The following is a 24,170-nucleotide window of genomic DNA, read 5'->3' on the forward strand; positions in this document are numbered from 1 at the left end:
ATATTTATTTACTCAACAGTTCGGCAAAGCCAACTTTGTTGCCATTAAAGTCTCTAAGGTTTATTTCTTCAAAACCTTGTTCAACTTTATCGGCTAACTCTCTCAAGATACGTGAGAGTTCGGCTTTTTCATCCAATTCAAAGGCTGCGTTACCAGTTTGAATTTCAACAATAAGTTTCTTGTTTGACATGATGTATCTCCTAAATTTATAGGCAAAAAAGGGATACACCGACCCAACAGGGAGAAGTATCCCTGATGGGTAAAAAATTAGATCGACTGCAATGAATGCAGTTTTGGCCAAATGATCTGTGGCGGCCAATAAGGGCGCTAAGCGAACTTAGCAAGGGTTTTGAGTTAAGGCACTCAAACAATCCTCTATACCGGCTCGTAAACCGTTATAAAGCATAGCTCGAAGAGACAAAAAACAAGAAATAAGAAACAAAGTGCTTTATTCATAACGTTAAACATCACGAATAAAGCACTTCATGTAAGTAAGCGTAATCCCAAAATTTACTGCTCACTATCGAAAGACAACATGGCACTCTTCAGCACTAAGGGGCGCTGTCTGCAACCGGCGACGCGCAAACCGGTGCTGATTGATGCCAATAAACCCGATTGGCAGGCTCATAAGCATCGACCAGCACCGGAAATCTGAAAGTGAATGTTGAAAAGCTAGCCCTTAAGGAATGCAAAAAGAGCTAGCGAAATGAAAGGATTCCGCCCTTTCGTGAAACCAAGAAGTCAGTTTGGTTGTGGTTTGAGAATCCAGCCGGTAAACCGGTTGTTTGCTGTCGGATTCGTAGCGCAAACTAAAGGTGCTGATCGAAATCAGCAAGGGCTCTTGTGAGACTGCACAAGCACAGGGAAACAAAACATAGGTGGATTTTACACAAAGTAAGATTTATTTGTATATTTTGCGGATACAAATAAAACCTAAGAACGTGATTTATGAAATGAAAGCGGCGGTAAAATACCGCCACAAATATTAAGCTACAAGCTTCCATTCAAAATCTGAAATCTGCTCATAACCTACGTTCGCAAGCCAAGTTTGACGTTCCTCTAGTTGAGGATCTTGAGGTTCAAGAATGACTGTAGGATTATTTTTTTTGTAATAGTCCGTTTTAGAAAGCTTCTCAGCTTCAAAAACAAGATCACCATCAACTTTCATCATATCAATGCTTAGAAGACGGCCTTTGATTGCTGCTTTAGTTGTGCCATTGCTGACATAAGTTTCAGGATAGACATCCCCTACTTTAGCAGTAACAAGCACCTTTTGTTTCTCATTATTAATGGATTCTTTCCATTGTTTAAGTAAGTCCAAAGCATCACTTCCTCGAATGATGCAATCAACATAGGTATATTCAACACTGTCAGAGCTACCACGTAAAAACGCGAGTGTTACAGAAGTGAATGGCTTACCCTTTTTTGGTGTTACATCACGCATACGATTGACATAAGCCAAACCGTTCATGTGAAGGTTGAAGAAGTTAGAATTAGCTTGGTTATTAGTAGCTGTATTAGACATGATATATCTCCTAAGATATTAAAAATAAAAAAGGGATATATCTCGCCCCTTGGGGATAAAAGATATATCCCAAGGGGCTAAAAAAATAAGATCCACCAACAGTTTGGTCGCAGCTATTGGATCTGAAGCGCTGCTAAGGGCGCTGATCGAAATCAGCAAGGGTTTCACTCAATGAGTGATAAAAAACAATTTTATTCTAAGCGGTTTTTTTTCTATTTTGAAGTGTTTTTTTTGATTTTTTCCCTTTTTTCTTCATATGTTTACTAATGAAATCACTGCAAATTGCCATGCTTTCCAAACAGCGCTCAGGCATTTGAACCCCATTTGTTTCCGCAAGCTTAATGGCTAATTTCTTTTGCTTTTCGGAAGGTTGGCGCAAGTTTAAAACTTCGGCTCGATGTTTATCAATAAACGCTGAAAGTTTTACCATGCTTTTTAGCAATTCTGGCGCAATTTCAATACCTAACTCACCTGCCAATTTCTCTGCATAATCAATTTGAGGTTGTGTAGGCGGAAAACTGTCCTTGTATGCATCCTTATTTGCACTCAAAAACTCTGATATCGCTCGACCACTGGACAAATCGACATTATCTAAGTCGATATTCAAAGCGGTGGCCATTTTCCGCACCGCATCGACTTGTTTTGGCGTGGGCGTATAATCTCGTTGTTCAGGAGGTAAAAAGAAGTCTTCAGGGCTACCTTCAAATTCTAGTTTATCGCGAACATCTGCAAACACTTGTTTAAACACACGATTAATACACTGCTGATAAGAGAGGTCACCATTAGATACTAAATCCATTTGATCTTCAGATTCCGCAGTAAATTCATACTCCATAAATCCAAAGCCAGATAAAGCATCTCGCAAAGTAATTCCAACTTGCGTTGGTTCAAGCGCTTTGGATTTAGTGACACCAATATAACCACGCGCACGTATGTTTGACATAATTGATGCCCACGTCGCCGGACGACCAATGCCCAATTTTTCAAGCTGTCCTAGTATAGATGCCTCAGTATAAAGAGAAGGCGCTTTAGTTTGCTTATCAAGCACCTTACTATCAACCACTTCAAGCGTTTCAATCTGCTCCAAATCTGGCAAGACCTTATCTTGTGTTTGCCCAGCAATCACCATAAAACCAGGTTCGACAACCACTGATCCAGAAGCTTCATATTCAAACCTTCCGCACATCGACTGCATACGCACCTTAGTATCAACCAACTTAGCCGGTGCCAACTGTGACGCTAACGCTTGCTTGTAAATCAGCTCATATAATTTTGTTGCATCTTCAGAAACCCCAGAAACGGAGTCAACCGTAAAATCAGTAGGCCGAATCGCCTCATGCGCCTCTTGTGCATTAGCAACTTTAGACTTAAATACATTTGGTTGCCCTGGTAATGGATAGCCTTTAGACGTTGCAAACGTTCTAACGGCCTCAATAGACTCAGGTGCCAACTCCACAGAATCGGTTCGATGATAGGTAATAAATGCTTTCTCATAAAGCTCCTGCGCTGCCTTCATAGCAGCAGCCATAGGAATTCCAATCTTTGTCGCCGCTTTCTGCATTGCAGACGTTGTGAATGGTGCTTCAGGTTTACGATTACGCGGCTTTCTATGCACTTCCAAAATCTGAACGTGATCACCGGCAGCTAATGCAGCCTGCTCCGCAAGAGGCCGGTCAAAATTATATTTTGCGCCATCTTTCAAATAGGATTTGTAATCCCACTCAGCTTTAAAACTACCGAAGTCCAATTCTGCGCCATAGTATGATTCTGGCTCAAAGTCCTGATTCTCTCGCCAACGATCTACAATCAAGCGAACCATTACAGACTGAACACGACCGGCTGACAACTTCAACTGCATACGTCGTGATAATACTGGTGACACCATGTAACCGACCAAACGATCTAATGCACGTCGAGACTCTTGAGCACGCACTAAATTTTGATCAATGCGAACTGGATTACTCACTGCTTTTTGAATCGCATCTTTGGTAATCGCATTAAATTTCACACGTAGCGCGTTCTGCACTGGTATTTTAAGCATAACGGCTAAGTGCCAAGCAATTGCCTCACCTTCGCGGTCTAAATCCGTTGCGAGATACACCTTGTCAGCCTTGGCCGCCAAAGATTTAAGATTAGAATAAGTCTTCTTTCCCTTGTCAGTTAAAACATACTTTAACCTCCAAGAATCATACTCAATCCCCATCGCATTCACTGGTAGATCACGTATATGCCCTAACGAGGCAGCTACCGTCCAACCAGAACCCAAGTAAGATTGAATTTTTTTAACCTTACCTGGTGACTCCACTATAAATAAATTCATCGATAGCCTCGCTTAACCAACCAATTTTCAACAAACTTTTCAGCATCTTCTACGGTAGGAGGTATAAATACTTCAAGGATTTGAAATTCAAGATTCTGAATGTCATTCAGATTCAGAGTTTCACGAAATTCAAATTCTCCAGATTCAAATAAAACAATCTCCACCGCATAAGCTTCCATAAAACTATCCTGGGAACGGATCTTCAGATGGCATCTGATTTTGATTGTTATGACCTTGCATCATGCCTTGTTGATAATTGGCATTCTGATTCATGTCGTTTTGATTAAAGCCAGTTGCTTGATTTTGCATCGCTGGAGACTCTTGATTACGTTCAGACTTGCGCATAACAATCTGTTCAATACGGTTCAGCTTCAGTAATACATCACTTGCCTGACAATTTACTGCCAATCCTAACCCTGTAGTGCGATCTTTTTTCTGAAAGAGTGTAGGCTTAAGCACACCTGTCACTTGAATTCGCATACCTTTTTGAAGAACTCTCAGGGGGGCTAAGGAGTTTTCATTACCCCATACGGTGACTTGATACCAATTCTGAGAACCTTCGCGAACTTCAACACCATTGTCGGTTTGTTTGTATTCTTCACAAACAACGTTAATTTCTGCTAAGTTGCGTTCACCTTGCTCCGTAAAGGAAATGTTTTGTCCAATATTGCCAACTAATGTAATTTCTTGATTTGCCATACTTAAATAAACCCTTGTTTAATTATCATTTCCTGTAGCTAGATACTCAATCGACACCTGAAAGTAATCAGCCAATTTAACCAGCAAGGTTAAAGTTGGATCTACCTCGCCTTTACTTATCTTCATAAGCAAGTGAAATGAAATTCCTGTTACTTCAGAAACATTTCTAAGCGATTCCTTAGCTGCAAGCTCACTAAAAGTTTCAGCGAATTTATCTATAACAACTTTATCCTGTTGATTTTGATTCATCTATTCACCTTTATCATTTGATTAAATTAATACTCGCTACTTTTTAATTAAACCAAAGCTCAGATGCAAAAAACCTCAAACCAAGTGCTAAAAAATCACACCACAACCACATTAAACAAGAACCGTTCTCAACAACTGTACACACTGTGTACAGTTATTAACAGTCTTTCTCAAATGGGAATTATTCTTGAAAACTGTAACCAGTGGTTACAGTTGTTGCGAGTCTTTCTCATTAACGAGTTTGGGCAATTTTCGCCAGCTTTCAAACTCTTCGATAAATAATTTTGTTCGATTCATTTCATGATAGGTGTAATTCAAAGCGTAATTTAAATAACAGCGTTTAAAGTCCAGTTCTACTATGTCAGCGATTAATGCCTCATCGACATTAGCTGAACGCAGTATTTCTAGGACATCACTTGTTAATAATGAAAAAGTCTTGGCAACATGATTAAAGTTAAAACACTTAGCAGATGATAGCTTCCATTTAAGTGCACGAGCGGCACTGTCACTCGAACGATGCAGATATACCGGTTTCAATTCACCTTGCATTCTTGCCTTAGAAGTCTCAAGTAGCTGATCGACTTCACGGCTTACTTTCTCATACCTTGCTACCATCATTGCATAATGCTTCTTTGCTTCACGAATGGAGCCAAAATTCAAATAAAGCTCATCACGCCAATGATTCAATATTTCACTATTCATAGTTAACCTTACAAACAAGAACCGTTCTTAATAACTGTCCACAGTGTGGACAGTTATTAACAGTATTTCTCAAATGGGAATAATTCTTGTAAACTGTTACCACTGGTAACAGTTATTGCGAATCTTTCTCATCAAAAAGAAGCTGACCCTACAGAAATGCCTGGAAACAAAAAAACCAAATTGGCTTCCCCAAAAAGCCGATTTGGTTTTCATTTTCATAATCCAATGGTAAGGGGTTCGGTTTACCGAGTCCCCCTTACCCTTAAGGGCTATATAGGAACCCCCACAAGTAAAACATCTGAGCCAAATTCAAAATCCCTAAAGTATGAAATCAAGCGACCCAAATTCAGTGAATATTGTGTCGCTAAAGACTGGCTCAAATTTAAGTGCTGGCAGTCCATGACTTGAAATTACCAAACTCTGGCACAAAGCCCTCACCATGTTCAGCGAGCAATTTTTGCAGTAATGGCTTAGTGACCGCTTCCTGAAACACGACCTTTTTATTTCGCAGTCTGAACCAAAGAAACCAATTGGGCACAGTAAAAACAAGTGCAGGCTCTTTATTTACAATGTCTAGTTTTACGTTCAAATAAGGTGACAATAGCTCTTGTTGACTTAGATATTCAGTCAGAATAAAAAAATACTTCGCATCTCCAAAAACAAGCTCCAATCCATATCCTTCTTCATAACTCCAACCTCCCATATTCACCCTAGCCTCTTTTCAAGATCAGCCACTTCCTCATTTCGTTCAGCTGCTTCCTGATGCAATTTCAACCGAGTTTCGACCTCTTTTACTTTCTCTAGATCGATAACTCTAGGCATTTCTCCGTTTAATGCCTTGTGAAAATCTTTTAGCTCAGGAATTTGATTTACTAGCTTTAAATAGTTCAGATATTCATTTGATTCCTTATTTAATTTCTTAGTCCTTCTTTCCCAAGAATCAAGTTGGCGTTGTAAAGAATCTCTTTCATCTTTTAAAAACCCTGATACAAATCCAAATAAAGCAAACATCACTATAGAAAATAAAGTAAGTTCATATAAATCAAAATCTGCTGCCTGCTTATAAAGATTAAATATCGCCCAAAATCCAAGAATAACCGTTCCCATTCTAGCAACCTTAAACCATCGATTTTTAGCTTTTAATTGCGTAGAGAGATTGTTTTGTCTCTCAATTACTTCCTCATCAGTAATTGGTTTAATTTCACTAATCTCCATAAATACCACCTTTTAAATTATGAGTACGTTTAAAGGCTTCAGCCTTAGTTGTTATTATTTTGGCAACTGCCTTGCATTCCTTGATATAAATTTCTAACTCTTCTTCGGTTTCAAGTCCGTAATCATCAGGGTCGCCACCCTCAGTGCCATGCTGACGAATCATTTCAGCGGCTGTCGTCATTGCTTGATAGCGCATTTCTTTTCTTTTATTGTTTAACACTGCTGTTCCGTTAATTCATCTATCGAGGTATATGCAAACAAGAACCGTTCTTAATAACTGTCCACAGTGTGGACAGTTATTAACAGTATTTCTCAAATGGGAATAATTCTTGTAAACTGTTACCACTGGTAACAGTTATTGCGAATCTTTCTCACTTAATCCCTCGGTGGTTTTAATCTTATCTAACTCAGACTGAACATGACCCAGTTCCAAGTGACAACTTTCTAACTTAGAAGTTAATGATTTGTTTTCTGCCTGGGCACCACCCAATTGCTGATTCAGCTCTTTAATCTCATTTAATAACTGAGCCACTTGAGTATCCAGCTCCGCTTTGCGCTCCGCAATTGAATCAGCTTTTGATTCCGCTTTGGTCAATGTTGCTACAGATTTTTTAACCTCAGACTGAAGTTCTGCTACAGCTTCTTTATATTCAGACTCAATAGATTTTAATTCTGCTCCATGTTCTTTAACCTGTTCTACTAATTGCTGCTTCAGTTCTTTAATTTCAGATTTTGCTTCAGCTTGATTCTCAGCGGCCTTCTCTGCTTCTGCCTTTGACTCGCTCTCAAGTTTTGCAATGGTTTTTTCTAAACGGCGACACTCACCCTGCCAATTCTCGGCCTCATGAGCGAATTCGGCACTTGTCTGTTCGAGAATCTTGCTAGATTCTTTAAATCCATCAATCTCGGTAAGGAGTTCATTGCGCTCACCTTCAAGGCGCTTACAGTTTTCAGATAGCGCATTGCGTTCAGCTTCCACTGACTCAAAGGCTCCAGAAATTTCAGCAATCATCTGTTCAAACTCAGATTTTTCAGACTCCCAAGCCTGAGTTGCATCACTCAAAGATTTATTTGCAAGATCTTGAGCCTGTTGCCAAACCCCAGAAATCAACTGCAAACCGATCTCTCGGATCTGCTCCGGCATATCGCTGGCAATCGCCACTGGCTTAGACGTTAAATTTTTGCGCCATTCTTTCATCACAATTGATGCGTCATTCATTCCGACCTTGGCCATGCGACGTACCGCATCCACCGCCGGTAGTTTGTCATAACCACTTTGTTCATAAAGCGCGTTTGCTGCTTCAACAATTCGATCTTTAATTTCGCTGCTTACCAGACTCATAAAATCACCCAACCCGTTAATATTAAGTAATAGTAATAATATTACTACTATTATTATTACAGTCAACAAAATTATAACGATTTGGCCAAAACAAATATGGCCATCGATAACGAAAGCCTAATTTCTACGACCACATTTTTTACAGGCAAAAAAAAGCCGCGACAAGCGCGGCAAAAGTCGAGATTTACGACTGTATGAAAAAAGTTATCTAAACATTCTTTATTTGTGAAGGACGATGCATTATCAGAGCGATGTGAGCAATCACAAAACCAATAAAGATCGAGCCATTAAACAACTGAGTAATTAAATTTCGGACTTCATCCTGATTCATCTCAGCCAAAGTGCTTAACAACTGGCTCCAGTTCTCCCAGGCCGCAAGCACGAACAAGACGAATGATATAAAGAGAAAACTTATAAAGCCGCATAGAGTGGTCAGAAAAAGTAACCTCAAAACCATTCCTGTAATATCGAAAGTAAATTTGGATGACTTTTTAAAGAAACTCAAGCTATTCATTTTCGCTGTTCCTCAATCTTTCTCGTTATTTCATTTTTATGCTCTTCACCTAGTGTGATAGGGTCATTCCACAAGGTCTTACGATGATCAGAATTTTCGTAACATAATGCTTGAATCGACAAAGCTGTTTCATTCTTAAAGCCATTTTTGTTTCGACATAGGCTTTCTATTGAAGAGCTAATTGCGCCTACTAACCTTGTTAGATAATCATCTATTGCTTCAAAGTGGCATGGATTGCTTGGCGGTTTATCAAAAGAATTTGTTAAATCGCGAAACTCCTGCAAACATTTCCATGCAGGATAATTTCCCTGGTACACAGCAATGCTCTCCAATAAGTCATTAAGTATTTTTTCTTTAATTTCTAGCTGCCCTACTTTCTCTTGAAGAAAAACAACTTTAGATTGAATATCTTTATGTAAAGGCATATACCCTGCTGATTTGAAAGAAATCCAGTTTTCGTAGTTACTACTTTTAGCTCTTTTAAGCTCGGTCATATCAACCACTCGACGCTTTGGGCTACCAAGCACCAATCCAAATACTTTGTTTTCATAGGACTCGATACAGATAAAATTATCTTCATCCACTCCTTGGGTAATGACATCTTTTAACACCCACGGGTCTTGGATAAAGATGGCCGCAACATTGCCATTAGAGCGATTATTATCAAACGCATCACTGCCAAGCCATTCAATAACAGAGCTAATTTGGCCATTAGATTGCGGTTCATCGATAAAGATGATTTGAGACGGTAATAGTTCCGTTGGCAAGCTGTCTTTAGACAAATCGACATACAGACTGCGCTGCAATCTAAAACTCAACTCTTTAGCCAGTACGGTTTTTCCTACACCAGGTTGACCGATCACAAACACTACATTTAAAGCGGCTTCATTTTCATTGACCAAGACCTTGCGCATTCTTCTTAGCACAAACTCATGCTGTTCACGGCTAAATAGTTCTGGCGTTGCCGGTTCTTTCATGCAAGATTCATTCATTCGCCACCTTCTTTTTGCCAAAACCGGCAATCTTTAAATTCTTCGTTGGGAAAAATTCCGGAGTGTACTGATTCTTAACAATCACTTCCGGAAGCCCTCCCATCACTTCGACTGCTTCAGCATAGGCTGCCGTGTTTTCACGGACATCATTTAAAGTTAAATCAAACGGTTTAAAGCCGCCTATCTCATTTAGAACTCGATTAATCGCACCACGGGATTCTTTGATCTTTCGATCAAATTCACCAGGGGAAATTAATGAAATATGACGTAGAGTGATTAATCGTGCAGTGATTTCATCTAGTTTTACCAAGCAATAAACAATCTTATAAGTGTAGGGGGTCGCAAAGTTTAACTCGACCTTGACAGGCTTAACCGATAATGACTTTGCAATATTTAAACGTCCAGCTACCACATCATGCTGCTTATTAATATCTTCAAGTAATGAACTTAGATCCGTTTCAGTTTCTTTTAAGCGCTCTTCGATCTTCATGATCCACCATTTCGCATAGGGGTTACCGGCAAGGCAAGCCCCCCAAATTACACGTAGCAATTTTGCATAAACCGATACACCAGGGATGTGATGAATGCCTGCTGTCGCATCCTCTTTTCTGCCCATAAAAATCTTCAGCGCCTCTTTGGTATGTAGCTCAATTGAGACATCACTTTTGATTACACCTGGTTCATTTATTTCTTCATCAGTCGAAGCAGCTTTTATATTTTCTTGATTCATCTTTACCATCCATTTCAATACTCTTTCAAGCTTAAATCATCAGCCAAGATTAGATTACCTTTTTGCTAAGCCGTATTCCATCAATCCAAGTGCATGATTTTTGCACTCGGATTGATGGAGACAAAATTTGCTTCTGTCATAATTCGCAAAATGGCAGTTTTTATAACTAAAGGAAGTGCAGTGTTAGAACGTCATGCAAAAGCAAAAATAGTTCAAGCAAACCAAAACCAAACAGAACAATTAAATTCCCATGTTTACCGTGTTTTTCAAATTTTTGACAACCTGTATCAGTTCGGAGCAACCGACTATTTTGCCCGATTTTTAGGTGTTGAAGAAGGATATCGGATTTTTTCAGAGGCATTAAAAGGTGTAAGTATCGCAAGCATCAATAAAGGGGTCGAGCGAGTAAAACTACTTGAAAATAGAAAGCCAGTCTTTCCAGATAGTAAAGCATTTTTTAAATTATGTGTAATGAGTGATCAAGAGTTTTCTGAAAACCGGTATTTATATGAAAATTGAAGAGATTGATGACGAATTACTGAATGAATTTCGTCAACAAGTTGCCACACAGATTATCGAGTCATTACGTCTAAACTTCCTAGGTATAGATCGAATAATTGGTCTTGAAATCAACTTTAAAAAGCTCCAGTCAAAAATTACAAAAAACATATCAATATTCCATCCCGACATGCAACTTAGTATTGCCAGCGAATTACTCGCTCATGAAATATTGGAAGTTAAAGCATTCTGCTATATCACGAAAGAGCGATGGAACCCTTTAAGAGAACCAATTATTTGCTTTGCACTCCGAGTTGAAAAGTTTGAGTGTTTTCAGAGCGAAAAGCCTGTGCTAACACTCGTTGAAGTAGCTGAATGGATAAATGAAAAACTATGCTCCAAACCTTAAAAAACATTAAAACAAAATTTCTTGGTAAATCTGGCAAAGCTATTGAATCAAAGTTTGTTGTACCAAAAAAAATCCGTTTGATGAAACGTTTAGCCGCTAACCAACTATTAACGCCTTATCAAGACGAATTGGAAGAAATCCGTGAGATTGTCGGACTGACACCTGAGCATTTTTCACATTACTATACAAAGCCGCTTGAGCGCTATGCTGAATTAATTCAGTTAGCACCGGCCAGTGAGTTGCATCATCACGCCCATGAAGGCGGTATGCTTGAGCATAACCTTCAGGTCATTGTAAATGCTCTACGCATAAGAAGAGGTCAGATCCTGCCGCCTGGTGTTGTGGCCGAAGACATTGAGCGTAAAAAAGATATTTGGACATATGCGGTTTTTGTTTCTGCTTTGTTACATGATATCGGTAAACCGGTAACGGATTTTTGTTATGCCGACCAATCAGGTCAGCAATGGGATTTACTCTCTACCCACCCAATGCCGGAAGTGTATGAGATACGCTATCGAAAAGGACGTGTACATAAGCTACACGAACGCTTGCCCATGCTAGTGATTCACAAAATTATTGATTCAAAGGCGGTTGAATGGCTAGCTTCAGATCCGCTGGTTTTTCAAAACTTGGCCAGCTTTCTGAGCGGAGATTACTCAAGCACCCCAATCCTTTCTGAGATCATACAAAAAGCCGATCAAATCAGTGTTGCAGAAAATATTGGCGGCGATGTAAAACAAGTTGTGGCAACAACTGCCGAACGACCGTTGCATGAGCGTTTCCTTCATACTATTCAGTTAATGCTCTCCGAAGAGGCTATACCGTTAAATCGAAAAGGTGCTGCGGCTTTTACGCAAGATAACCGCGTTTACTTTGTGTCCAAGCGCCTGCTCGACGAAGTAAAAGATCGTATGCGCAAGGAAGGCCAATCGGTGCCTGGGCGCAATGATCGAATGATGGACGAATTACAACAATTCAAAGTATTGATTCCAAATGAGGATAAAGCAATTTGGCGCTGTAAAGTGCAGATTGATGACTGGGAGATGAATCTATCAATGCTGTGCTTTGATGCAGCCAAAGTATGGCCAAGCCTTGAAGACCGCCCAGAGTTACCAACCAATCAAACAATTACCCCAATTGATGTTAATGGTGAACCTGTCAATGCGGCGGATAGCAAGTCAACTAAAACCGTCGAACTGCGTTCGGAACCTGAAAAAACTGAACCAGTTGCAAAAGCACAACCGAAAAAGAAAGACTCTAAAGCTGAACCAATCGTTACCGATGGAGCTTCCAAAACTGAACCAGAATCAAAAGAAGTTGTACCAGAGCGCAAAAAAGCGCAAGAATCGGCTATAGAGGAAAAGAGCGCAACACTTCCAGAAGAAAAAACATCTGGCATTGATGGAGGTGTATTCGATGAGATGGATGAACTGATTGCTATGCCAGTACCGGTTGAAGACTTAATTGGCGATTTCTCGGAATTTGCGGATGATGTCGATATGGAGGATTTCGATGAATACATCGATGCGCCGGTCGAAGACATAGAACTCCCTGAACCAGAGGTGAAACAACCAAAGCCGATAATGCCACCACCAAAAGTGGATAAGGTTGTTGTTACGAAAGAACCAGAAGCACTGATTGATCGAGAAGTCGTATTGACCGAAATCAAAGAGAAAGCTGCGCAAGGTCGATCCAACTCTGTTGCTTACCATAATCAAAAAGTGGCTGAGCAAGCAGATATCCAGATTGAATTTGATGATCCAGACTGCCCTGCTGCACAATTTATTAAATGGCTGCGTGATGGTGTCGCCAGTGCCAAAATTCCTGCCAATAATCCTGCAAACCAAGTGCACTTTGTCGAAGATGGTCTATTTTTAGTCAGTCCGGCCATCTTTAAAACCTTTGAACGTGATACTCGAATCAACTGGACAATCGCACAACGCGATTTAACCAAAAAAAAGATCAATTTAAAAACATCCAGAGGGGACAATATCTTCCAGTATGAGATTAGTTCAAAGTCTGGCCGCAATGCGTCAAGAGTAATAAAAGGAATTTTGATTCCAAATCCTGAAAAAATTGGCTTAAAATCCTCAGCTTTAAATGAGTATTTACGCTTAATTAATCAATGAAACAAAGAATAAAAATACAGTCCAAAAGAATTCGGTATTTAGAAGCCGTAAAACGATATCAGTACGAAACCCAAAATAAAGATTATGTAAATGAACTAAGCCAGTTTAAACGATTCTCTGAAGTGGTCGGAAATCCATTTATCGATCAGATCGACCGTAAAATGATTGGGAAATTTATCGAAAAACGAAAAGCCGATGGTGTAACTGGCACAACAATCAACCGAACCTTGCAGAAGCTGCGCGCACTTCTTAACAGAGCAAAGCGAGAATGGGAAATCTTAGATGATGACCCTCCCTACATTAAGTTATTTACCGAGTCAGGCAATACGCGTGTTCGCTGGTTAAGTCGAAATCAAATAAAGAAACTATCACAACGTCTACCTGTTCACCTAGCAGATATGACACTGTTTGCTGTTGCAACTGGATTGCGAGAATCGAATATCACCTTGCTTCGTTGGGATCAAATCTATTTTTCTGAAAAAGCCTTAGTAGTTGAAGGTGATGACATATTAAAATCGGATCGTCCCTTTATTGTGCCTTTGTCTGAAGGTGCGATGGAAATTTTGCATCGCAATAGAGGAAACCATCCTGAGCGCGTCTTCACTTATCGCGGCAAGCCCGTTCGAAAAGCAAGTACTAAAGCATTTCGAGACGCATTGCGCTCGTGTGGGATTGAGAATTTTCGATTCCATGATCTTCGTCATACCTGGGCGACTTGGCATGTTCAGCAAGGAACGCCTTTAGAGGTGTTACAACGCCTAGGGGGTTGGTCAAGTATGCAGTCCGTGCAGCGTTACGCACATTATGGGTATAAAGACTTAAGGCCGTATGTAGAGGACTTCTGAAGCAGAGACGCAAGTGATGCGTTTAGTTTACTTTTCATACATGATGGCATAAAATTGATGATAAGGTTTTTTTACTACTCAATCAATTAGACAGTAGTTTCAGGATTGTAGACATAAAAAAACCCAGAATTTTGCGGAAAATTCTGGGTTTTTTACATTCCTTAACCTTATTTTAACAAGCTATCAGAAGTGCTGTTGAATACAACTTAAACCAAACTTGAGATAAATTTATCACAGTTTAGTTGTTCTGTAAAAGGTTAAATGTAAGCCCATGACTCAGATAATTCTAAAATCACAAGCTTTTTGGAATTTGGTAGCGGGGGCTGGATTTGAACCAACGACCTTCGGGTTATGAGCCCGACGAGCTACCATGCTGCTCCACCCCGCGACAATTTGTAATCAATTCGTTTCGCTTTGTTTGTGTGCGTCCCGTCTTGATGGGGCGTATTATAGGCATCTCAATTAGGATTGCAAGCCACTTTTGAAATAAAAGTGAAATAATTTGAAATTGAATGAAAACAGGCGATTTTATAGGGTTTCAAGCAATCGAAAGGATAGATTCCCAACATTCAACAGAGATTTATTAAGACTCTACCGGCCGGTAAGAGTTTACCGGCCGGTAAAGAACTTGAAAGCGGAATACCCTTTCAAGAAATCAGATTTTATCTATTCCACCTAAATATGGTCGTAGTACTTCAGGAACGGTAATTGATCCATCTTCATTTTGATAGTTTTCTAATACTGCCACTAAGGTACGTCCGACCGCCAATCCAGAACCATTCAAGGTGTGAACTAGCTGAGGTTTTCCTTTACCTTCACCACGGTAACGCGCCATTAAACGACGTGCTTGAAAGTCTTCAAAGTTTGAACAGGAAGAAATCTCACGATACGCCTGCTGACCTGGCAACCACACTTCTAAATCATAGGTCTTCGCAGACGAGAATCCAATATCCCCTGTACACAAGCTAACGACTCGATAAGGCAGTTCCAGCTTCTGCAAGATCAATTCTGCATGCCCCAGAAGCTCTTCAAGTGCTTCATAGGATTTCTCGGGATGAACGATTTGCACCATTTCAACTTTTTCAAACTGGTGCTGACGAATTAACCCCTTAGTATCTTTTCCATAAGAACCTGCTTCAGATCGGAAACAAGGCGTATGACCCACCATTCGAATCGGCAATGAAGATTCTTCCAAGATTTCATCACGAACTAAGTTGGTGATTGGAACTTCTGCCGTTGGAATTAAATATAGATCACGGTCATTGGTGTCATGCTCTTCATTTTTGCTGATTTTGTAAAGATCTGCTTCAAATTTTGGTAACTGACCCGTCCCTCGTAAACTGTGCTGATTGACCATGTAAGGCACATACACTTCTTCATAACCGCTTTGTGCATGAGTATCCAGCATGAACTGAGTCAATGCACGTTGCAGACGCGCTAACTTTCCTTTTAAAACGGAAAAACGTGCCGAAGCAATTTTTACTGCGGCATCATTATCGTAAAGTCCAAGGTTTTCAGCTAAATCGACATGATCCTTTGGTTCAAATGATAATTCTTTGGGTGTCCCCCAACGGCGAAGCTCGACATTCTCGTCTTCACCATTACCGACCGGTGTGGATTCATGTGGAATATTTGGAATTCCAGCAAAAATATCCTCTAACTGAGTTTGCACCTCATTTGCCGCTGCTTCCGCTTCTTCCAATTGCTGTTTCAAGTTTTCAACTTCTGCCAACAGTGGCGCAATATCTTCGCCTTGAGCTTTCGCCTTACCAATGCCTTTTGAACGACTATTACGCTCTGCTTGCAGTTCCTGAGCTTTGGTCTGCAAGGTTTTTCGTTGCGCTTCAAGCGCTTCGATCTGCGCAACTTCTAACTCAAAACCTCGAGTTTTCAGTGCAGCAGCAATGTCTTCTAACTCTGTTCTAAGACGTTTCGGATCCAACATGAAACTTGTCCTTTTTCTATAAAATTAAAATCGTTTTTAAAATTTTTATTACTCATGCAAAGCAAAACACAAATGCTTGCTACGAAAACCACTGACGCCCAAGCATCATTCCCGCCCAGACCGCACCAATCGTTAGGAATAAACTTGCGCCCATATTGACAAATGCCTTTGACATTTCACCTAATTGCAAATATTGCATAGTCTCATAGGAGAACGTTGAGAACGTCGTAAATGCGCCTAAAAATCCAACCAAAAAAAACAATCGCCACTCTAAGCTAAGCATCCATTTTTCAACAATAAAAATCGTCAAAATGCCCATTAGGAAAGAACCCAGCACATTCACACCTAAAGTTCCCCAGGCAAACTCGCGCCCTAGCCAAAGATAGATTTGGTGAGAAAGCAGATATCGACTCACTGCACCCAGCGCGCCTCCAAAGGCAATTGCGGTTATTCCAAGTGCATTTATTTGCCACATGGCTGAATTCCTTATCCAGTCTATTTTAAAAAGACCGATTATTTTGTTTGGCGAATACCGAGGTTATTCATACCCTCGCGAATGTTTATTTTTCAAGGTTATTTGTGACCCAATCAGCAATCATGCGCCATGTTATTTTCGTCGTTTATAAATCGATTGCTGATTCAAGCTCTGAAGGTGTCTCATTTTAGCGGAAATTTTAATTTCCAACCCTCTTTCTACCGGTTGATAATAGGATTTTTCTGCCATTTCTTCAGGAAAATAACTTTCTCCTGCCGCAAAAGCTTCCGGCTCATCATGTGCATAACGGTAACCTTTGCCGTAATCCAATTGACTCATTAATTCCGTGGGAGCGTTACGAAGATGTAATGGCACTTCATGCGAACCGTTGTCTTTTATATCTGCCAAACATGCTTTATAGGCCATGTAAACGGCATTCGATTTAGGTGCTACCGCCAGATAAGTGGCTGCTTGAGCAAGTGCTAAGTCACCTTCTGGTGAACCTAATCGTTCATAAGATTCCGCCGCATTCAAAGCCAATTGCAATGCTTTAGGGTCAGCGTTAGCAATTTCTTCACTGGCCATACGAATTAATCGTCTTGCCAAATAACGCGGATCCACTCCGCCATCCAGCATTCTAATCAACCAATAAAGTGCTGCATCAGGATCTGAACCGCGAACCGATTTATGCAGTGCAGAAATTTGATCATAAAAAGCTTCGCCACCTTTATCAAAACGTCGTTGCCCTTCTTGAACGACTTCCATCACTGCGTCACGGTCAATTAACCATTTTCCAGCTTCGGCTTCATCGGCAAAATCAATCGCCTGTTCAACAAAATTCAGCACACGCCTTGCATCGCCATCCGCAGCTCGAATTAAAATTTGCTTAGCTTCTGGTGTTATTGCCAAACTTTCACCGGCCGGTAGAAACTCATGATCGCTCTGAGAAAGGTCATCCAAAGCATGTTCAATCACTTGTTCCAGTTCATCCTCTTCCAACGAGCGGAGAACTAAAACTTTCGCACGAGATAACAGCGCGTTATTCAGTTCAAATGAGGGGTTTTCAGTCGTCGCTCCAATAAACACAAAGGTTCCATCTTCCACAAACGGCAAAAAAGCATCCTGCTGCGCTTTATTAAAACGATGAACTTCATCCACAAACAACAAGGTGCCCTGCTGAAATTGTTCGCGATGCAGTTTTGCTTGCTCAACCGCTTCTCGAACAGCTTTTACTCCATCTAAAACGGCTGACAAACTAATAAACTGTAAATTGGATTGTCTAGCGATCAAACGAGCCAAAGTGGTTTTACCCACTCCAGGCGGCCCCCAAAAAATCAGTGAATACAAACGATTTGCCTCAAGCATTTTGGTCAGCACGCGCTTTGGGCCCAGTAAATGTTTTTGGCCAATAAATGCCTGTAAAGTTTGCGGACGTAAGCGGTCTGCCAACGGTTGATAAATACCCGTTTGAGAAGCGCTTTGATACGTGGATGAAGTCATACTGTTATTAAATACTTTGCGGCCATTCGCCTATAAAAATTACTGCGGTTGTCCGATTATATCGGTAGATTCAGGAACTTGCAGGCGAAACGCATCCGGCGTGAGTGTCTGATTGGAAGCGATATTGGAAAATGTCACTTTGGTGATGTCTTCTGGTCCGGCATACATCCAAACCTCAACCATTTGATGATTTTTTAAAGCGACTTCAATACTTTGAAAATAAGTCGCCTCTTTGGGTTGGAGATTATACCATTGAGCACCGTTTCGCGTCCCTGCAGACAAAATATCGAATCGCTCTTCGATTTTTTCATCGAATAGTAACCAACTGAGTGGAATATCCGCCTGAACATCCGAAAGAGGTCGAATGGTCAACTGCTCCAAATCTTGGTCATACACCCAAAGGTTTTCCCCATCAATCAGAATTTTTTGTCCCATCGGTTTTTGATATTCCCAAACCAACTGACCCGGCCGGTGCAACTCAAAGACTCCCGTTTTAACTGGAGACTGAAACAATTCACTCTCAGGAGTGACTTGCTTGAAATTGGCCGAAAACGTTTTTAACTGATTCACATAAGCTTGAAGCGGATGTTGAACGGTTTCTGTTTCGTTCAATGAATCAACGGCTAGTCGGTCATTTGAAACAGTTTGACTGGCCACCGCTGAATGTATAAAACTCACACCACTCAAAGCCAAAACGAGTGCGAAGGTTTTTATTGCGATTTTTTGTTGCATAAAAGTTTCTCTAAAATTGGGTGATTTATTCATACTCATCACGTTTTGGAACCAGCACTTCTCGAACATTATTCCCACCACGTCCGGCAGAAATTAAGCCCGCAGCTTCCAAACCTTCAACAATTCTCGCAGAACGGTTATAACCAATGCTGAAATGTCTTTGAAGAAGTGAAACAGATACCTTACGTTTTTCAGTAATAAAAGCGACAATTTCATCATAAAGTGGATCATCTTCGGCCGAGCCTGAACCGCCGCCCTTTCCATCTTCATCAGAAGGTGGTGCTTCGGTAATCGCTTTTAGATACTGTGGTTCGCCTTGTGATTTGACAAATTCTGCAACCTCATTCACCTCTTCATCGGTCATAAAGGCACCATGAACTCGAACAGGGTTCCCACTGCCAGGTGGCATGTAAAGCATATCCCCTTTTCCGAGCAATTGTTCTGCACCACCTTGTTCAAGAATAGTTCGGGAATCAATTTTAGTGTTCACCATAAACGCAATACGCGTTGGTATATTGGCTTTAATCAGACCAGTAATGACATTAACTGAAGGTCGCTGCGTCGCCAAAATCAGGTGAATCCCAGCAGCACGCGCTTTTTGAGCCAAACGAGCAATGAGCTGCTCAACCTCTTTTCCGACTGTCATAATCATATCGGCAAACTCGTCGATTACCACTACGATATACGGTAGCGGTTCCAATGTCGGAGGAGCTTCGCCCATTTCATAACCATAGGATTTGAGTTGTTCATGCAAAGGATCAATAATCGGCTGACCTTTTTCGATAGCCGCTTTAACCTTGGCATTAAAGCCAGCCACATTTCGAACTTTCAGTTTAGCCATCAATTCATAGCGCCGATCCATTTCAAACACGCACCAACGCAGCGCATTGGCAGCATCATTCATATCGGTAACCACCGGTGTCAACAGATGCGGGATGTCCTCATAAATAGAAAGTTCCAACATTTTTGGGTCAATCAAAATCATGCGGACTTCTTCTGCCGTGCTTTTATAGAGCATACTCAAAATCATGCTATTCACACCCACAGATTTACCGGCCCCTGTCGTACCTGCGACCAACAAGTGAGGCATTTTGGCAATGTCCGCGGTAATCGGTTCACCCGAAATATCCTTACCTAATGCAATGCTTAATGGTGATTTTGAGTCTTGGAAAGCATTAGAGGCCAGTACTTCCCTGAAGCTCACCACTTCTCGAATTTTATTTGGAATCTCAATACCAATTACTGACTTGCCAACAATGACATCAACCACCCGTACTGATTCGACCATCATGACTCGCGCCAAATCTTTCGAAAGATTATTAATTTTTGAAACCTTAATTCCCGGAGCGGGGAGAATCTCAAATCGAGTGACAACTGGCCCAGGCTGAACCGACTCGACCGTGACCTTAATGCCAAATTGTGCGAGCGACTGTTCCAATTTGTAAGATAAATCTGTCAACTCTTCTTCGGTATAACCTTCTTCATATTTAGGTGGTTCTGCGAGCAACTCAAGACTTGGTAGTTCAGCCTTTTGCTTGATTTCACCGGCCGGTATCGCCTGAGAACGTTGACCAATTTGCACAGAAAAATTCTCGGAATCCGATGTTTGAACTGATTGCTCAGTCGATGGTGAAGCTTGTGCGGAAACCGAAGTCTCTTCCCACGGAGGTATTTCTGACGGAGTGGGTGTCATTGAACTTGTCATTTCATTGAACTCAGAAGGCTTTGACATGGATAAATCAGAACGTTCATCGGTTCTAAATTCCAAACTCTCTGGGTCTCCTTGGGTTTGCTCGCCGGCTGGTACAAATTCCTTACGGCCCTGTAACGACGGTTCAGCACTTAGGCTGTTTGATCGTTCAGAAGTATTTGGGTTATTTCCAACTGCATGAGGGTGTGCGGCTTGATCCAATTCTTGAACCAATTCGCCTGCCTTTTTCGGGTCAATAACCTGTTTTGGGAAGGCGCTAGTTTCAATAGAGTTTTTCTTAGAGCCATCTTTTGGAATGGTTTCAACTCGCGGACCTTTAACCAGGTGATTCATAAAGTGTTGAGTTCGCGCCATAACACCTTGTTGAGTTTGCGTCGTTTGTTTGGAATTCTCAGCCTGAGAATCTCGGTTTGTGACACGCGAGTGCGCCAGTCTAGAGTCAAGTTTTTGTTTCGTCATTTGAAAAAAGTGCTGAGTTTTTTCACCTTTCCAAACTCGATGGTATAGCCAAAGTCCAAACTGCTCCGTCCACTCCCCAGTCGCTTCAAAAATATTCATCCAAGAACGGTTTAACAATAAACTCAGCGACCAAGCCCATATACCAAGCAGTAGCAAAGTCGTCCCAAGCAAATCAATAGAATCAACGAGCCAAGAACTCAGACCGTAACCCCAAACACCACCACTGGAAAAAGGCAATTCTGTTAACCAAATGTCAGGCGCCATAAACAGGTTACTCATTGCTGCACCGGCACTAATAAATAACAATACACCCAACAAACTAAATAAGAAGCGTGTGTAGTCTTGCTCAGCGATTTGAGTTTTCGGTTTTGCAGGATGCTTTAAAGTCATCCAGCCACCAATGGTGATTCCAATCGGCAGCAAATAACCAAAAATCCCAAAGATGTATAAAATAAAAGAGCTTAACCAAGCGCCAGTATGGCCGCCATAATTCTCAACCTCGGTTCGAGCATTGTCGACTAATACAAATCCAGGATCTTTCGGGTTATAGCCAGCTAGAATAATTACCAAATAAAATGACAACCCAACCGCAGCAATAAAAATTAAATCACTGAATACCCATTGATAGCTTTTTTGGGCAGAATTTGCCACACCAAAACCTTCATTTTGCGGTGCTTGCATAGAAGTTTCAGAAGCGGTATGAGCATCAGTACTCAACTCATTATTATCAGGCTCTTTCTTCACAGATGAGGCTTTAGGTTTAATCAGCACTTTTTTTCGCTTTGGCACAGAATCCTCAAACGTTTCTGAAATCGGTTCAGATTGGTTACTCGATGCATTTTCAAGTGATGAATTGGCGGATTGATTTGGCATAAATTTAGTAGTCGGTTTTACTTTTTAGTTCGATAAGTCAAATGCTTGGAATGGAGCCCGAGTGCCTAACATCGCAATCTTAAGCGACAGATTGCACTGAAACCGCCAATCCAAACCGTTATTTTAACCGGCCGGTAAAAATTCGGGCAAAGAATTCCATTAAACCAATTATGAAAGCAATATGACGATATTTAATTGCCATTTTCATGCTTATAGATACTTTTCCAACCACTTAAAGATTCAACAGGACACAATAGAGCCTTTAAAATATGGGGTTATTACATCTTTTTAAAGTACTTACCGGCAAGCTGAAGCGCCCTCTTCTCAAGAAAGATTTTATTTAGAAGCACTTTGCATCACTTTTAAAACTGCTAGAATCAGACATCGTGATCAATCGGTTAATTTTTTGGTTTGATTAAATCTAATGGTCGGTTGAAACCGAAAAAATAAAATCGCCATTAATAGTAGAAATTAATCTCAAAAAAAGTCATAAATGAGGATAAGAACCCATGAGTCAAAAACATTGCAAACTTTTAATTTTAGGATCAGGTCCCGCAGGTTACACTGCTGCAGTCTATGCAGCTCGTGCAAACCTTGATCCGGTTATTATTACCGGTATGCAACAAGGCGGTCAGTTAACGACGACGACAGAAGTTGATAACTGGCCAGGTGATCCAGAAGGACTGACTGGACCTGACCTAATGGTCCGTATGCAGAAGCACGCAGAACGTTTTGGTACAGAGATGATTTTTGATCACATTCACTCGGCTGACCTATCTGAAAAACCTTTCAAACTAACTGGTGATAGTGCGGAGTACACTTGTGATGCGTTAATTATCGCTACAGGCGCAACGGCAAAATATTTAGGCCTAGAGTCTGAAGAAGCTTTCAAAGGAAAAGGCGTTTCAGCCTGCGCAACTTGTGATGGCTTTTTCTACCGCAATCAAAAAGTCGCGGTTGTCGGCGGAGGAAATACGGCAGTAGAAGAAGCGCTTTATCTTTCGAACATTGCCTCAGAAGTCACCATTATCCACCGTCGTGACCATTTCACTTCCGAAAAGATTTTAGCGAAACATTTAATGGATAAAGCTGAAAACGGCAATATTAAAATTGAGTTCAATTCTGAACTTGAAGAAGTACTTGGCGATAACATGGGAGTCACAGGATTGCGACTAAAAAACCGTGAATCTGGCGAATCAAAAGATATTGATGTTGCAGGTGTATTTATCGCCATTGGACACTCTCCAAACACGGGAATCTTTGATGGTCAGCTTGAAATGGAAAATGGCTATCTTAAAGTGCAAAGCGGCTTAGAAGGAAATGCTACGCAGACATCGATTCCAGGCGTGTTTGCGGCTGGTGACGTGATGGATCAACATTACAAACAAGCCATTACTTCGGCTGGTGTTGGTTGTATGGCTGCATTGGATGCGGAAAAATATTTAGACAATTTGTAAGCCGCCCCAAACACTTGCCAATTTTGATTCAATTTTTATATCAAGGAAACCTATGAAACTTAAAACGATGAGCTTTGCAACACTCATGATGGTTGCATCAAGCACTGTATACGCGGCAGATGCCAACCTAAAAACCACAGAGCAGAAAGCCAGCTATACTTTAGCGGTAGATTTGGCCAAAAACTTTGAGAAACAAGGCTTGGCTATTGATGTTAAAGCGTTCCAGCTGGGTCTTGAAGATGCGCTAAGTGGCAAAGAGATGCGTCTAAGTGCGGAAGAAATGAATCAAGCAGTGAGCGAAGTCAAGCAGCAGATGATTCAGAAACAGCTCGCACAGCGAGAAGCTCAAGGGAAAGCGAATGCGGAAGCCGGAAAAAAATTCCTTGCTGAAAACAAAAAGAAATCGGGGGTAAAAACCTTAGACAATGGCATTCAATACAAGGTTCTTAAATCAGGTAAAGGTGAATCACCTAAGGCGGAAGATACTGTCTTTGCCCATTATGAAGGCCGCTTCATTGATGGAACCGTTTTTGATAGCTCTTATGAACGTGGCAACCCACTAAAATTCTCACTTAATGGTGTGATCAAAGGTTGGAGTTCAGTCATTCAGAAAATGAGTCCAGGAGATAAGTGGGAAGTCGCAATTCCAAGTGAAATGGCTTATGGCGAAAAAGGTGCTGGCGATGTCATTGGGCCAAATAAAACGCTGATTTTCACCATCGAATTAATCTCATTCGATCCAGCTAAGTCTTAATCGTTATGCGAAACTAAACTAATTATTTAGTTTTTAAGGCTTTTCTAAAAACCTGTTTCGACTTCGGAGCAGGTTTTTTTTATTTATTCAATACA

At 40.9% G+C, this 24,170-nt stretch carries 24 protein-coding genes and 1 tRNA gene; 6 read left to right on the plus strand and 19 right to left on the minus strand.

What is annotated here, in order from left to right; translation table 11 throughout:
• Positions 1–4: 4 nt before the first annotated feature.
• The 13 genes from D9T12_RS08255 to D9T12_RS08315 form a co-directional block, all read right to left on the minus strand.
• Complete coding sequence (locus D9T12_RS08255) at positions 5–190, minus strand: hypothetical protein (protein WP_130537729.1); 186 nt, start codon at positions 188–190, stop codon at positions 5–7.
• Positions 191–985: 795 nt separating this feature from the next.
• Positions 986–1,525, minus strand: a complete 540-nt coding sequence (locus tag D9T12_RS08260; protein WP_130537730.1) for a DUF3577 domain-containing protein — start codon at positions 1,523–1,525, stop codon at positions 986–988.
• A 196-nt stretch (positions 1,526–1,721) separates the two neighbouring features.
• Positions 1,722–3,845: a type I DNA topoisomerase gene (topA, locus tag D9T12_RS08265; RefSeq protein ID WP_130537731.1), complete on the minus strand. Its 2,124-nt coding sequence runs from the start codon at positions 3,843–3,845 to the stop codon at positions 1,722–1,724.
• Positions 3,842–4,024 (minus strand): hypothetical protein, encoded by a 183-nt coding sequence (locus D9T12_RS08270; protein WP_130537732.1) that lies wholly within the window; start codon positions 4,022–4,024, stop codon positions 3,842–3,844. Before D9T12_RS08270 ends, topA begins: the two co-directional genes overlap by 4 nt.
• A 4-nt stretch (positions 4,025–4,028) precedes the next feature.
• Positions 4,029–4,544, minus strand: coding sequence for a single-stranded DNA-binding protein (locus D9T12_RS08275; RefSeq protein WP_130537733.1), 516 nt, complete (start codon positions 4,542–4,544; stop codon positions 4,029–4,031).
• A gap of 18 nt (positions 4,545–4,562) precedes the next feature.
• Positions 4,563–4,793 carry a helix-turn-helix domain-containing protein gene (locus D9T12_RS08280; protein WP_130537734.1) on the minus strand — a complete coding sequence of 77 codons (231 nt, stop codon included), beginning with the start codon at positions 4,791–4,793 and terminating at the stop codon, positions 4,563–4,565.
• A gap of 207 nt (positions 4,794–5,000) precedes the next feature.
• On the minus strand, positions 5,001–5,495 hold the full coding sequence (locus D9T12_RS08285) for a hypothetical protein (protein ID WP_130537735.1): 495 nt from the start codon (positions 5,493–5,495) through the stop codon (positions 5,001–5,003).
• Positions 5,496–5,877: 382 nt separating this feature from the next.
• Positions 5,878–6,204: a hypothetical protein gene (locus tag D9T12_RS08290; RefSeq protein ID WP_130537736.1), complete on the minus strand. Its 327-nt coding sequence runs from the start codon at positions 6,202–6,204 to the stop codon at positions 5,878–5,880.
• Positions 6,201–6,710: a hypothetical protein gene (locus D9T12_RS08295; RefSeq protein WP_130537737.1), complete on the minus strand. Its 510-nt coding sequence runs from the start codon at positions 6,708–6,710 to the stop codon at positions 6,201–6,203. Before D9T12_RS08295 ends, D9T12_RS08290 begins: the two co-directional genes overlap by 4 nt.
• A complete protein-coding gene (locus D9T12_RS08300; protein ID WP_130537738.1) occupies positions 6,700–6,930 on the minus strand; it encodes a hypothetical protein in 231 nt (76 codons plus the stop codon). The genes D9T12_RS08295 and D9T12_RS08300 overlap by 11 nt, the downstream gene beginning before the upstream one ends.
• 135 nt (positions 6,931–7,065) lie before the next feature.
• A complete protein-coding gene (locus D9T12_RS08305; protein WP_130537739.1) occupies positions 7,066–8,052 on the minus strand; it encodes a DNA-binding protein in 987 nt (328 codons plus the stop codon).
• Between the two features lie 510 nt (positions 8,053–8,562).
• Entirely contained in the window at positions 8,563–9,558 is a 996-nt protein-coding gene (locus D9T12_RS08310) for an AAA family ATPase (protein WP_130537740.1), read from the minus strand.
• The gene (locus D9T12_RS08315) at positions 9,551–10,288 is read right to left on the minus strand and encodes a PFL_4669 family integrating conjugative element protein (RefSeq protein ID WP_165395076.1); all 738 of its coding nucleotides are present in this window, start codon (positions 10,286–10,288) and stop codon (positions 9,551–9,553) included. The genes D9T12_RS08310 and D9T12_RS08315 overlap by 8 nt, the downstream gene beginning before the upstream one ends.
• 180 nt (positions 10,289–10,468) lie before the next feature.
• Between D9T12_RS08315 and D9T12_RS08320 the strand changes: the two genes are divergently transcribed.
• From D9T12_RS08320 to D9T12_RS12585, 4 genes are read left to right on the plus strand one after another with little or no spacing between them, the layout of a single operon-like run.
• On the plus strand, positions 10,469–10,807 hold the full coding sequence (locus D9T12_RS08320) for a hypothetical protein (RefSeq protein WP_130537742.1): 339 nt from the start codon (positions 10,469–10,471) through the stop codon (positions 10,805–10,807).
• On the plus strand, positions 10,797–11,195 hold the full coding sequence (locus D9T12_RS08325) for a Rho GTPase-activating protein (protein ID WP_130537743.1): 399 nt from the start codon (positions 10,797–10,799) through the stop codon (positions 11,193–11,195). The genes D9T12_RS08320 and D9T12_RS08325 overlap by 11 nt, the downstream gene beginning before the upstream one ends.
• Complete coding sequence (gene mobH, locus D9T12_RS08330; protein ID WP_130537744.1) at positions 11,180–13,324, plus strand: MobH family relaxase; 2,145 nt, start codon at positions 11,180–11,182, stop codon at positions 13,322–13,324. The genes D9T12_RS08325 and mobH overlap by 16 nt, the downstream gene beginning before the upstream one ends.
• A complete protein-coding gene (locus D9T12_RS12585; RefSeq protein WP_130537745.1) occupies positions 13,321–14,169 on the plus strand; it encodes a tyrosine-type recombinase/integrase in 849 nt (282 codons plus the stop codon). Before mobH ends, D9T12_RS12585 begins: the two co-directional genes overlap by 4 nt.
• 311 nt (positions 14,170–14,480) lie before the next feature.
• Here D9T12_RS12585 and D9T12_RS08340 read toward each other — a convergent pair.
• From D9T12_RS08340 to D9T12_RS08365, 6 genes are all read right to left on the minus strand, one after another.
• Positions 14,481–14,557 (minus strand) — tRNA-Met (locus tag D9T12_RS08340).
• Positions 14,558–14,824: 267 nt separating this feature from the next.
• Positions 14,825–16,114: a serine--tRNA ligase gene (gene serS / locus D9T12_RS08345; protein ID WP_130537746.1), complete on the minus strand. Its 1,290-nt coding sequence runs from the start codon at positions 16,112–16,114 to the stop codon at positions 14,825–14,827.
• 79 nt (positions 16,115–16,193) lie between these two features.
• Complete coding sequence (crcB, locus tag D9T12_RS08350) at positions 16,194–16,589, minus strand: fluoride efflux transporter CrcB (RefSeq protein ID WP_130537747.1); 396 nt, start codon at positions 16,587–16,589, stop codon at positions 16,194–16,196.
• A 132-nt stretch (positions 16,590–16,721) separates the two neighbouring features.
• On the minus strand, positions 16,722–18,089 hold the full coding sequence (locus D9T12_RS08355) for a replication-associated recombination protein A (RefSeq protein WP_130537748.1): 1,368 nt from the start codon (positions 18,087–18,089) through the stop codon (positions 16,722–16,724).
• Between the two features lie 39 nt (positions 18,090–18,128).
• On the minus strand, positions 18,129–18,821 hold the full coding sequence (gene lolA / locus D9T12_RS08360) for an outer membrane lipoprotein periplasmic chaperone LolA (RefSeq protein ID WP_130537749.1): 693 nt from the start codon (positions 18,819–18,821) through the stop codon (positions 18,129–18,131).
• A gap of 25 nt (positions 18,822–18,846) precedes the next feature.
• Positions 18,847–21,864, minus strand: a complete 3,018-nt coding sequence (locus D9T12_RS08365; protein ID WP_130537750.1) for a DNA translocase FtsK — start codon at positions 21,862–21,864, stop codon at positions 18,847–18,849.
• Between the two features lie 509 nt (positions 21,865–22,373).
• Here D9T12_RS08365 and trxB point away from each other — a divergent pair.
• Together trxB and D9T12_RS08375 are read left to right on the plus strand one after the other, a co-directional pair.
• Entirely contained in the window at positions 22,374–23,321 is a 948-nt protein-coding gene (gene trxB, locus D9T12_RS08370) for a thioredoxin-disulfide reductase (RefSeq protein WP_130537751.1), read from the plus strand.
• Positions 23,322–23,373: 52 nt separating this feature from the next.
• Positions 23,374–24,075, plus strand: a complete 702-nt coding sequence (locus D9T12_RS08375; protein WP_240693153.1) for a BamJ family beta-barrel-assembly machinery protein — start codon at positions 23,374–23,376, stop codon at positions 24,073–24,075.
• The last annotated feature ends 95 nt before the right edge of the window (positions 24,076–24,170 follow it).

Origin of the sequence: Thiomicrorhabdus indica (assembly GCF_004293625.1) — a bacterium.
GTDB classification, from domain to species: Bacteria; Pseudomonadota; Gammaproteobacteria; order Thiomicrospirales; family Thiomicrospiraceae; genus Thiomicrorhabdus; species Thiomicrorhabdus indica.